This is a genomic window from Thermococcus sp. (assembly GCF_015523185.1).
Classification (GTDB): Archaea; Methanobacteriota_B; Thermococci; order Thermococcales; family Thermococcaceae; genus Thermococcus.
The window spans coordinates 34,251-43,602 of the sequence record NZ_WAKV01000076.1 but is presented as its reverse complement, the minus strand read 5'-3'; the positions used below and the strand labels follow the sequence as shown (position 1 = coordinate 43,602).

The window sequence follows — 9,352 nt, the reverse complement described above, 5'->3', positions numbered from 1 at the left end:
ATTCTTTCGACTGGGAGGATTTTGGGGAAGTTGACGAGTACTTCGCCGACCCTCAGGAACTCAGGGAATTCCTTGGGGATCTGCCTGAAGACGAAGATTCTTTCGCCGAGGACCTGAGCGAAGAAATCTTCGACTCTCAAGGAGAAAATTCCTTCGACAGTGAGGAGGGAGACGCATGAGCGACGGCGACAGGCGGAACCTCATCACCACCAGCCACGAAATACGGAGGCTCAGGCGCAGGACGGTTTCGGCAATAATCAACCAGCTCCACGGCTTCGACGCTCACGAAGAATTCTCAGACCTCCTCGAGGAGGCCAAGGAAGAATACGGCCTCACAAGGCTCGGCCTCTTCGACGTTGACCTCATTCTTTGGGACTTCAAGGCCGGCCTGCCATCGGCCATCCTCGAGGTAAAGAGCAGGTACCAGCTCCAGGAGAGCGACGGCTACGCAATGTTTGACGAGCCTCAATACACATTCCTTGAGGACCTTAGCAACTTCATCGGTGTTCCCGCTTACTACATTGTGAAGACCAGGACAAAATGGCTCGTCTGGAAGGTTGAGAAAGGCCTCGCCATAAGGCGCGAGCTCTCGGATGGAAGAAAAGTGGTTCTCCTTCCACTGGAGAAGGCGAAACGCTACTCTCCGAGGGGAATGGTGAAGTTCATCCGCGAGCTGGTGGGAAGGTGAGGTTCATGAATCATCCCTCTTGCTTATCAGGCTTCAGCAGGCCGTTTATCACCATCGTGAGCGTGCTGAAGAGGTATCCCACAATCGTACCAAGGAGAAATGACACCCCCTCACTGCTCATAATCCGCTTGGTAGAGAGAAAAAATATCATTATCAAGACCACGGTAACAAGTGCAGTTACCCCCAGTGTAACCACCATCCAGTACCGGTACTTCATCCGCTCAAGGTCCTTCTCCTGCGGAAACATAGACTTCTTGTACTCCAAATACTTGTCCAACAGCCTCTCAACACCATCAAAGAAGACCTGGATCTGCCTAAGCTCGTACTCGGGGTTCGTCTTGGACTCCTCCTCCATCAGTTTGTCGATCTCCTCCAGGTCCTTCTTCAGCTCCTCGGCCTCCGACATCACACCACCAGCCGAGCTTTCGATTTTTGACAACTTAACCCTTTCGGAGGTGATAGCATGGACCCAATCTTCTTCCTGATCGGCTTCCTCTTTGGTATCTTCCTCGGCCTGCCGATCGGAATACTCCTCAGGGAGGCAGGGAGGGGGAAGAAGTGACGGAATGGCTTGTGGTGAGGTACAGGTTCAACGAGAACACTCTCCTTTGGGAATACGACAGCACAATGGTGTTCGGGAGCGACGAGCTGTTGTTGAAGTACCTGCGCGAGCAGTCCCATACCGCGAACAGGTACCGCCACGAGATCACCCGTCTGCTCAGATCTACACAGGTTGAGGACTCGTGAATCTTTCTTTTCTTCCCCGCGAGACGGAGGTGGTTGAGATGAGCGAGATTAACGTCCAGTTCGCTTTGGGAATAATCCACATGCTGAAGGAGAAGGGGAAGACCGAGGTAGAAGTGAAGACCCTGCCGAACTCACTCATCAATGTTGCTAAAGCACTCGGGTATGATGAAGACGACACAGTCCCCATCGCAGAGCTAGAGGAGTATATACACACATTGGGAACGGGAACGGAAAATTCCCAAGTTCCCAAGAGTTCCCAAAATGGGTTGGGAACTCTAACATCCGAAATTCCCACGTTCCCAAACGCTGGGAATCATGAAAACTCGGATGAAAACGCTGGAAAAGAAAACATTTCATTGCTTCTTAAGGCAATCAGAGAAACTATAGACACGATAGACAGGCCGTATAAGGTCGTTCCATTCTACGTCCTTCTGACTCATGATGAGTTATCAGCACAGGAACTGAAAGAGCTGACACTCCAGTGGTCGGAGAAACTGCTCGGCCAGCAACTCTCTCACAGTTCACTAAAGAAAGCAATGGTCGCGGTGAACAACTCTTCTATGGTCTATAAGAGGAAGGATTCGATTACTGGAGTCAGGTACTACCGCTTGATGGAGAAGACGAAGGAGCTGATTTGGAACAAATACTTAGTTCTGGCTAAGGAGCGTGAGGTCCTCCAAAAACAGGAGGAGCTTAGGGAGGCTGATAAGGAGAGGCTGGTTGAGGCTGTCATTGATTTCTACTCGAACGTTTACAAGCAGAAGGTCATTGACTTGGCTACGTTTACACACAAGGATTATCTCCTGATTGACTGGCAGGAACTGCGTTCTTACAACCCTGAGCTGGCGGAGGTCGTTGTGGATGACCCCGAGATGGCGGTGGAGGTTTTTGAGACTGCGCTGAGGGTTTTCCGTAGGGATTATCTCATGCTTGAGCCGGGGGATTATGGTGTTCGCTTCACGAATGTTGGTGAGGCTGTTCGGGTGAAGGACCTCCGTGATAGGGAGCTGGGGAAGATGGTTACTGTCAGGGCTATGGTCTCGGGGGTCACGAGCAGGAAGAAGTTGTTCTATGAGAAGATGGTTTTCGTGTGCAGGGATTGCGGGCATGAGATGGTTCGTGTGCAGGACCCTGTGGCGAAGGTGGAGTGGCCGGCGAAGTGTGAGGCGTGTGGTTCGAGGAATTTGTTCGTGGACCCGCGGAAGAGTGTGGTTAAGGACATCATCTTCTTCTCGCTTCAGGACATGGTTGAGGACCTTGGGAATAAGGAGCAACCGTCGAAGGTCTCGGCCTACATGCTTCGGCCTGATGTTTCTCTTTCGCCGGGTGACCGTGTCCTGGTCACGGGGGTGTTGAGGGATACGGTGCATAAGAACAGGAGGCAGAATAATGATATGGTTCTGGAGGTCCTGCATGTGGAGTTCCTTGATGCTGAACCTGTTGAGCTGTCGGAGGAGGACATTGCCGAGGTCAGGAAGCTGAGGGAGAGGTACGGGGATGGTCTTCCTGATGCGGTGGCTCGGTCTCTGGCTCCGCAGATTTTTGCGGATAAGGACCTTTTGCTGGAGCTGTGGTTTTTCAAGAAGGCTGTGGTTTACGCGATTGCGAGTCCGAAGGAGTTGGGTCCCGGTGATGAGAGGCTGTGGATTAACGTCTTGGCGGTTGGCGATAAGGGGACGGGGAAGAGCAGGATTATCAGGGATATTCAGAACATCACGGTGGCGGTTTATGGGGATGGAGCTAATTTGAGTGGTGCTGGCCTTATTGGCATGCCTGAGCGGGAGGAACTCACGGGTGAGTGGGTCTTCCGCGGTGGCCTGATGGTTCGCGCCAATGGCTTTGTCCTTGCGCTCGATGAGTTCGAGAAGGCGAAGGCTGAGGATTATGCTAGGATGCACAGTGGCATGAGTTATGGCTTGGTGCCGTTTTCTAAGGCCTCAATCTCGACAACGCTCAAGACTATGGAGAGCGTTGTTGCTGTGGCGAACCCGATTGGTGGTTACTTCAATGACTACAAGGGGGTGTTTGAGCAGATTACTTTACCTTCTTCGCTCTTGGATAGGTTTGATGTGATTTTTGTCCTGCGTCAGCCGAGGGATGAGCGGGTTATTGAGGCCATCTATGAGCACCAGGACAGGTTTGAGGCTGGTGAGGTTCAGAGGGAGATTCCGGAGGAGCTGTTGAGGAAGCTGTTTCTCTACGTTCGCGAGCTTAGGCCTGTGTTTACGGATGAGGCTCGGCAGGAGATTAAGCGGTTTGGTATGGCGGTGAACAGGGCGTTGGCGAATGCTGGGTTCAAGTATTCGATGAGACTTCGTGGGATTCTTAAGAGGCTGGCGTTGGCGAACGCTCTGCTGAGGCTTTCCGATAGGGTGGAGTTGAAGGATGTTTTAGCTGCTGAGGAGGTGTTCACGGCGGCCATTAGGTCGTGGGGTGATGGTGATGTGGACTGGTCAGTGTTTGGGGAGATTGAGGCGCAGGCGAGTAAAGAAGAGCTTGAGCTTTTGAGGAAGGTTGAGGAGGTTATGGAGAAGCTTCATAGGTATTATTCAAAGGTCCCTCTCGGCGAGGTGCTGGATTTCTTGGAGAGCCTTGGCGTCGAGAAGGAGAAGGCGAGGTATGCTGTTGAGCTGGCGCGTGAGAGGGGGTTGGTTGTTGAGCGTGAGGATGGGTTAATTCTTTCGTCGAAGGCGTGAGGTGGCTTTAGTTTATTCTTTCCATGTTTTGATTTTGAGGCCGAGGCTTTGGAGGGGTTTGAAGTGTTTTTCGTTTGCGGTCCAGAGGGTGTAGTTCCTTGCTATGGCCGTTGCTCCGATGAGGAGGTCGTTGTCCTCTATGGACCTCCTTACTTTTCTAAAGGCTTCCCAGTAAACGAGGGTTATGTGGTCGTCTATGGGTTCTATGTGGTATAACTCCTGAAGGAGTTTGAGGAATTGGACGGCTTCTTTTTGGGTTCTTGCTCCCCTAACGAATTCGAGGACGGTGATTATGGAGATGTTGAAGTAGTGCTTGTGAAGTTGTCGTTTTCTCGCGAGTTTTATGAGGACGCTCGTGTCGGCGAGGATTTTACTTTTTGGCCTTCTTGTCTTCGATGGCATCCCAATCAAACCTCTCCAGGAGCTTGTAGAGTTTCTCGGCGGTCTTTTTCCTTTGGAGGTATTCTTTGAGAGCCTCGGTTATCATGTCTTTTGGGACTTTCTCGGGGGTTTCTATGAGCAGGGTTACCTCTGTCGTGTTCTTTTTGCTGGTCATTTCGTCGTCACCTTTCTTACTTTCAGGCCTTTCGTTGAGTAGCCTGCGGCTTCGAGGTATTCTTTGAGGAAGGTCTTGAAGTCCCGGGTGAAGTCTTTGCTCCATTCGGAGGGGATTTTGACTTTGACCTTTACAGTCGTCATGTTTTCTCACCATATATGAGTGTGAGCTGGTGATAGATTAACTTTTCCGTTGTAGAAGGTGTGGAGAAATCTCCCGGTTTCTCCAGTTTTTTGCTACACTGCTTAAATGGTGGAGGGTGAAAATTGGTGATTGAGGGAGTTCTCTCGCGAGACTGGTTGAAGGGTGGTGAGACTGGTGGAGGATGCGAACGGGAGGAAGCTTTACGTGTGTTTGAGATGTGGGAACAAGTTCTGGAGCAAGGCCAAGAAGCCTCAGTGTTCTGTGTGCAAGTCTAAGAGAGTCGTTCCCTACGAGGAGTTTCTGAAGCTTCCTGAGGAGGAGCGCGAGAAGATTCTGGGGAAGCGTGAGGCGAAGAAGGAGAGCGAGGCAAAGGGTGAGGAAGGTGAGGCCGAAAAGAAGGCCGAGGAGACGGCCAAGGTGGTGAACCTCGAGGTTGAAGAGGGAAAACAGGAGGTGAAGCGCGAGGATAAACCGGTGAAATCTGGTGATTCACCCAAAACCACCCGGGTGAAGAAAGGTGAAAAGCCGGAGGAGAAGGTGAAGGGTGAAAAGGTGAAACGGTTCAAAATCCCCAAGCTGAGCTGGAAGGCCGGTGCCGTCCTGGTCGGCCTGGCGTTTGCTTACTACCTGTACAAGGTTGGCTGGTTCGATGAAATGTTCAGGCATTTGAAAAGGCTTGGTTCTGTGAAGGACCTTCCGGATGATGGGGAGAAACCGGTCGTGAGGAGTCCTGTTCTCGGGAAGATTGAGAGAAACCTCGGGAGGAGTTGAGGATGTTTGACAAGGCGAAGTTAGCCATGGCGATGGCGAACCCTGTTACGGCTGTGAAGGTGAAGAGGCTCAGCGAGTGGGTTGATTCCCTGCTGGAGGCTTTGAACGAGACGGATGTTGAGCCTCCTGAGAGCGGAGACTTTCAGGATGCCATCATGACTCTCCTCGGCAAGGCGAAGGTGAAGCACGTGGCGGAGAGGAATTCGCTGGTCATCGAGCTGGGGAAGGAGAGGAAGCTTAGGCTTATCGCGAGCTTTAGGGTGGTTGGCGATGAGTGAGGAGGTTGTAACTCAGGAGGTCGTCCTGGACGAGAAGGACATTACTTCCCTGGTCGAGGACGTGGATAAGGACCTCGAGGAGGTCGAGGAGCTACTCAATGAGGAGGAGGCCGAGGTCGAGGAGGTTGCCGAGCGTCCTGGCCTGATGAGCGAGGAGGAGTTTAACGCGAGGTTGGATGAGTTCGCCGAGAAGGACCACCAGCTTACGGTTTTAGCCAACTACTACGTGAGGACGCTGGAGAGGAAGGCGAAAGAAGCAGGGGTTGATGTGGACTTCTCCATCTGGTGGGAGATTGGAAGGCCGAGCCTTAACTCCGGTCTCTGGTACATGGAGAAGGTTGAGGGTCAGGTTCTGCAGGTAAGCGGGAAGTTCGGCCTGCTGGTCGGTGCTGGGTCCCTGCTGTTCCTGACGTGGATGTATAAGAGTGCGGTGAAGAAGGCCAAGGCTGGCGGGAAAGGCCAGGAGTCGAAGGTTTCCTCGTCTAGGACCTCGGCGAAGGAAGTTTCGAGCGAGACCAGGAAAGAAGAAAGGCCGGTGAAGACTGAGATGGAGGTTTTGCGTGAGAGCGCCAAACCGAAGGAGCCTGAGGAACCTGAGAGTGAGCTTCTGGCGAAGATTCGGAAGAACCTCGGCTCTTAATCTCTTTTTCTGGAGGTGATACCTTGGCGATTCTGGACGTTGATATTCCGCCGTGGAGCATTGATTTAATCTACGGGAATACTGGGAGCGGGAAGAGTTACTTTGCGGGATGGCTGGTGGAGCAGGCGTGGGAACGGAACCGGAGGTTTATCGTTCTGGACACGAAGGTGAAGAATCACCTCGGCCTGGTGCAGTTGAAGGGTGTTAAGCTGCTCAAGATAATGGTGGGGAAGCGGTATAATTGGCGTAAGCTCCTCGACTTTGACCAGGTGCTGGTGGTTCCGACGAGGGGGACTATCAACAGGATTGGTGTGGAAGGCCTGGTCGAGCAGTACTACAAGCCTCTGCTGGACGAGATCTTCAGGAGGGACAGGGACAGGGTTATCGTGGTGGAGGAGGCGCATCGTTATAATCCTTCTTCGAGGAGGCCGGGGAAGGAGTTGGAACAGCTCTTCCGAGAAGGCCGTGACGGGAGGCTTTACACTGTGGCCATAACTCAGTCCATCGCGGACTTTCCGAAGTTGCTTTTTAGGCAGGCGCAGAGGCATTTTATTTTCCAGCACTACGTGCCGAATGACATTGTCTACCTGAACCGTATGGTTCCCGGGTTCTCGGAGTTGAATGATAGGTTGAGGGAGCATGATTTGATTGAGTTTATCCCGCCGAACAAGACGCGGATTATTAAGAGGGAGCTGGTGATCAGGCGGACGAGGCATTTTGGGTGATGCTTATGGCGAGAGTTTACCTTTTTGACGATCGGAATTCCCTTTTCCATGCGGTTCTCGGTTTTTTCAGTGCGTTCCTGTTGGGTTGGAGCCTGCTGGTCCTGGTAATCTTCACGGCCTATGAGGTTCGCGAGCCTGAGGACCCGACGGCCACGGTGGGGGATGTTGTGGAGTTCCTGCTCGGTTACATTTACGGCCTAGCCGTCCTGGTCTGGCTGGCGTTAGGGTTTTATACGGGATAAGACAAACCTACTCCGGGGTGGGGGAGATTTGGCCACTACAAAGAGAGAAGTGAGCGAGGTTGTCGTTACTGTTCCGCGAGACATGGATATTAAGGAGTTTCGAAAGTTGGTGAGACTGGCCGTTTTGAGGTACTTGCGGGAGAAAGGGGTCAGTGAGGAAGAATTAAAGAATATTCGGGTGAGAGTGGAGGTGGCTTCGGGTGAGAGTTAAGGTTAAGATTTATGGAGCTTCAATACCCGAGAAGGAGCTTAAAAGCGAGATTAAGCGTGTTCTTGAGGTTAGGAAAGTCGCGAGAGAGTTGTATGAGCTCCTTTCGGAGGAGGAGTTAAATGAAATCGAGAAGGAGTCAAAAAAGAGGGTCTCATTCAGGGACTTCGGGGATATTGATTGACACGAGCGTTCTAATTGACCTTTACAAGAAGAGAAAGTTGGAGGAATACGCAGGCTCAGGGATTTCAGTTATAACTCTCTTCGAGTTCACCAGGGGAATTAGGGGAGAGAAGAAGCGAGTGGCAGTTCTTAAGCGTCTGGAAAAGATTTTCAAGGTTGAAGGCCTTGATAATCTCACTCTTCTCATGGCTTCAAAGATGTACAGGAAATTGAAAGAGAAAGGGGAGCTTTTGGAAGATGCAGACCTTCTGATTGGTGCGACGGCAGTTGTTAAAGGTTACGTTGTGTGGACGAAGAACGTTAAGCACTTTAAGAGGCTTGAGAAGTTTGGTGTGAAACTAAAGACTTAGTTTTAGGTTAATGTTTTATATTTCGCCGTAGAGTTTAATTTGGGATGCACTATGGCGTCCGATGTAGAGAGGGTGATAAAGCTTTTTCAGAGGCGGGAGACGCAGGAGGCGTTTAGTGAGTGGATTGTCCAGCTCGCGAGGAAGATTCACGAGAGGCCAGAAGACATAGTGTGGTTTTTTGAGATGCATCAGCGTATGCGGGAAATAGAGAAAAAGGCTAAGAGGATAAGTGATGATGAGCTGGAGCGCTGGGAGCGAGAGATAGAAAAGGAGCTGGAGGATTCTGAACCTGTTAGGCAGAGCCTTGAAACGCTAATGAAGGTTGGAGAAAGGAGTTTTAGGAAGTTTAAACGCATTGAGGTGAAGCTGAGAGAGTTAGGGGTTGTCTAAGATGGCCGGTAAAATCAGGGTTGTTTTGGACACTTCTGTTTTGATTAGTGCGCTGAAGACTAAAAATCCCAGACGTTCTCCGGCGTGGCAGGTTTTAAAGGCATTGCGAAGAGGGGAGATTATTAATTTTATTTCAAAAGAAATCGCCGAAGAAATGCAGGCAAAGGTGCTTGGAATCAGTGGTGAGATTGGAAGGCCAAACGTTGCTGAGTACATTCTCACTCTTGTATTAAGCAAGAGCATCATGGTTCGTCCCCGGCGGAAGTTTTCCAATGACCCTGAGTTCCTCGGGAAGTTGAAGGACCCTAGCGATGCCAAGTTCTTTGACGTTGCTTATGCCAAGAAGGTGGATTACATCATCTCAGAAAACACGAAGCACATTGTCCAAATGAGGGATGAAGCAACTAAAACTTATCGTTTTGACGGGAGAAAGGTTAAAATTCTGAGAGCTAGAGAGTTTGTGAGAGAGGTCTTGAGGTGAGTGGGATGGGTGTTTACCTCGACCGCGAGGCGAGGGAGATTGTTGAGAGAGTTAGGAGCGAGCTGGTGAGGAAGCTCGGCGTGAGCGAGAAGGACGTTTCGGTGAGCATGGTTATCAAGCATCTGTATCATCAGGCCAGGAAAAACGCGAGTTAGGCCTTTTTCTCCAGTTTCTCCACTTTTCTTCAGTTTTTAGTTACATCGCTTAAATATCCTGGGAGCTTATTCTATGGCGAGGCCTTACGGCCTCAGCG

The 9,352-nt window shown here is 51.1% G+C and carries 17 protein-coding genes; 13 read left to right on the top strand and 4 right to left on the bottom strand.

Features of this window, described 5'->3' with window-relative positions; genetic code table 11:
* Nucleotides 1-175 precede the first annotated feature (175 nt).
* Nucleotides 176-688 (top strand): hypothetical protein, encoded by a 513-nt coding sequence (locus tag F7B33_RS08845; RefSeq protein ID WP_297074187.1) that lies wholly within the window; start codon nucleotides 176-178, stop codon nucleotides 686-688.
* 10 nt (nucleotides 689-698) lie between these two features.
* Here F7B33_RS08845 and F7B33_RS08840 read toward each other — a convergent pair whose 3' ends face one another.
* On the bottom strand, nucleotides 699-1,094 hold the full coding sequence (locus tag F7B33_RS08840; protein WP_297074185.1) for a hypothetical protein: 396 nt from the start codon (nucleotides 1,092-1,094) through the stop codon (nucleotides 699-701).
* A 152-nt stretch (nucleotides 1,095-1,246) separates the two neighbouring features.
* On the opposite strand from F7B33_RS08840, the gene F7B33_RS08835 reads away from it, so the two are divergent.
* Nucleotides 1,247-1,435 (top strand): hypothetical protein, encoded by a 189-nt coding sequence (locus F7B33_RS08835; RefSeq protein WP_297074184.1) that lies wholly within the window; start codon nucleotides 1,247-1,249, stop codon nucleotides 1,433-1,435.
* 38 nt (nucleotides 1,436-1,473) lie between these two features.
* Complete coding sequence (locus F7B33_RS08830; RefSeq protein WP_297074182.1) at nucleotides 1,474-4,131, top strand: hypothetical protein; 2,658 nt, start codon at nucleotides 1,474-1,476, stop codon at nucleotides 4,129-4,131.
* Between the two features lie 12 nt (nucleotides 4,132-4,143).
* Here the strand turns inward: F7B33_RS08830 and F7B33_RS08825 are convergent, their stop codons facing one another.
* Genes F7B33_RS08825 through F7B33_RS08815 form a run of 3 tightly spaced genes read right to left on the bottom strand, consistent with a single transcriptional unit; the run spans nucleotide 4,144 to nucleotide 4,830 of the window.
* The gene (locus tag F7B33_RS08825; protein WP_297074181.1) at nucleotides 4,144-4,533 is read right to left on the bottom strand and encodes a PIN domain-containing protein; all 390 of its coding nucleotides are present in this window, start codon (nucleotides 4,531-4,533) and stop codon (nucleotides 4,144-4,146) included.
* Nucleotides 4,502-4,687 carry a hypothetical protein gene (locus F7B33_RS08820; RefSeq protein ID WP_297074180.1) on the bottom strand — a complete coding sequence of 62 codons (186 nt, stop codon included), beginning with the start codon at nucleotides 4,685-4,687 and terminating at the stop codon, nucleotides 4,502-4,504. Before F7B33_RS08820 ends, F7B33_RS08825 begins: the two co-directional genes overlap by 32 nt.
* Nucleotides 4,684-4,830, bottom strand: a complete 147-nt coding sequence (locus F7B33_RS08815; protein ID WP_297074179.1) for a hypothetical protein — start codon at nucleotides 4,828-4,830, stop codon at nucleotides 4,684-4,686. The genes F7B33_RS08820 and F7B33_RS08815 overlap by 4 nt, the downstream gene beginning before the upstream one ends.
* Nucleotides 4,831-4,996: 166 nt before the next feature.
* Here F7B33_RS08815 and F7B33_RS08810 point away from each other — a divergent pair, with 166 nt between their 5' ends.
* The 10 genes from F7B33_RS08810 (at nucleotide 4,997) to F7B33_RS08765 (ending at nucleotide 9,254) form a co-directional block, all read left to right on the top strand.
* A complete protein-coding gene (locus F7B33_RS08810; RefSeq protein WP_297074178.1) occupies nucleotides 4,997-5,602 on the top strand; it encodes a hypothetical protein in 606 nt (201 codons plus the stop codon).
* A 2-nt stretch (nucleotides 5,603-5,604) separates the two neighbouring features.
* Nucleotides 5,605-5,880: a hypothetical protein gene (locus F7B33_RS08805; RefSeq protein WP_297074189.1), complete on the top strand. Its 276-nt coding sequence runs from the start codon at nucleotides 5,605-5,607 to the stop codon at nucleotides 5,878-5,880.
* Nucleotides 5,873-6,520, top strand: a complete 648-nt coding sequence (locus F7B33_RS08800; protein ID WP_297074177.1) for a hypothetical protein — start codon at nucleotides 5,873-5,875, stop codon at nucleotides 6,518-6,520. The genes F7B33_RS08805 and F7B33_RS08800 overlap by 8 nt, the downstream gene beginning before the upstream one ends.
* 23 nt (nucleotides 6,521-6,543) lie before the next feature.
* A complete protein-coding gene (locus tag F7B33_RS08795) occupies nucleotides 6,544-7,245 on the top strand; it encodes an ATPase (protein WP_297074175.1) in 702 nt (233 codons plus the stop codon).
* The gene (locus tag F7B33_RS08790; RefSeq protein ID WP_297074174.1) at nucleotides 7,245-7,487 is read left to right on the top strand and encodes a hypothetical protein; all 243 of its coding nucleotides are present in this window, start codon (nucleotides 7,245-7,247) and stop codon (nucleotides 7,485-7,487) included. Before F7B33_RS08795 ends, F7B33_RS08790 begins: the two co-directional genes overlap by 1 nt.
* Nucleotides 7,488-7,687: 200 nt before the next feature.
* The gene (locus tag F7B33_RS08785; RefSeq protein WP_297074172.1) at nucleotides 7,688-7,879 is read left to right on the top strand and encodes a hypothetical protein; all 192 of its coding nucleotides are present in this window, start codon (nucleotides 7,688-7,690) and stop codon (nucleotides 7,877-7,879) included.
* Nucleotides 7,872-8,228: a type II toxin-antitoxin system VapC family toxin gene (locus tag F7B33_RS08780; RefSeq protein ID WP_297074171.1), complete on the top strand. Its 357-nt coding sequence runs from the start codon at nucleotides 7,872-7,874 to the stop codon at nucleotides 8,226-8,228. Before F7B33_RS08785 ends, F7B33_RS08780 begins: the two co-directional genes overlap by 8 nt.
* Before the next feature lie 51 nt (nucleotides 8,229-8,279).
* Nucleotides 8,280-8,618: a hypothetical protein gene (locus F7B33_RS08775; RefSeq protein ID WP_297074168.1), complete on the top strand. Its 339-nt coding sequence runs from the start codon at nucleotides 8,280-8,282 to the stop codon at nucleotides 8,616-8,618.
* A gap of 1 nt (nucleotide 8,619) precedes the next feature.
* On the top strand, nucleotides 8,620-9,099 hold the full coding sequence (locus F7B33_RS08770; protein ID WP_297074167.1) for a putative toxin-antitoxin system toxin component, PIN family: 480 nt from the start codon (nucleotides 8,620-8,622) through the stop codon (nucleotides 9,097-9,099).
* Between the two features lie 5 nt (nucleotides 9,100-9,104).
* Nucleotides 9,105-9,254, top strand: a complete 150-nt coding sequence (locus tag F7B33_RS08765) for a hypothetical protein (protein ID WP_297074165.1) — start codon at nucleotides 9,105-9,107, stop codon at nucleotides 9,252-9,254.
* Nucleotides 9,255-9,352: the final 98 nt, after the last annotated feature.

Coding starts and splice junctions, on each gene's coding strand:
- F7B33_RS08845 (WP_297074187.1), top strand. CDS start 176: ATGAGCGACGGCGACAGGCGGAACCTCATCACCACCAGCCACGAAATA.
- F7B33_RS08840 (WP_297074185.1), bottom strand. CDS start 1,094: ATGTCGGAGGCCGAGGAGCTGAAGAAGGACCTGGAGGAGATCGACAAA.
- F7B33_RS08830 (WP_297074182.1), top strand. CDS start 1,474: ATGAGCGAGATTAACGTCCAGTTCGCTTTGGGAATAATCCACATGCTG.
- F7B33_RS08825 (WP_297074181.1), bottom strand. CDS start 4,533: ATGCCATCGAAGACAAGAAGGCCAAAAAGTAAAATCCTCGCCGACACG.
- F7B33_RS08820 (WP_297074180.1), bottom strand. CDS start 4,687: ATGACCAGCAAAAAGAACACGACAGAGGTAACCCTGCTCATAGAAACC.
- F7B33_RS08815 (WP_297074179.1), bottom strand. CDS start 4,830: ATGACGACTGTAAAGGTCAAAGTCAAAATCCCCTCCGAATGGAGCAAA.
- F7B33_RS08805 (WP_297074189.1), top strand. CDS start 5,605: ATGTTTGACAAGGCGAAGTTAGCCATGGCGATGGCGAACCCTGTTACG.
- F7B33_RS08800 (WP_297074177.1), top strand. CDS start 5,873: ATGAGTGAGGAGGTTGTAACTCAGGAGGTCGTCCTGGACGAGAAGGAC.
- F7B33_RS08790 (WP_297074174.1), top strand. CDS start 7,245: ATGCTTATGGCGAGAGTTTACCTTTTTGACGATCGGAATTCCCTTTTC.
- F7B33_RS08775 (WP_297074168.1), top strand. CDS start 8,280: ATGGCGTCCGATGTAGAGAGGGTGATAAAGCTTTTTCAGAGGCGGGAG.
- F7B33_RS08770 (WP_297074167.1), top strand. CDS start 8,620: ATGGCCGGTAAAATCAGGGTTGTTTTGGACACTTCTGTTTTGATTAGT.
- F7B33_RS08765 (WP_297074165.1), top strand. CDS start 9,105: ATGGGTGTTTACCTCGACCGCGAGGCGAGGGAGATTGTTGAGAGAGTT.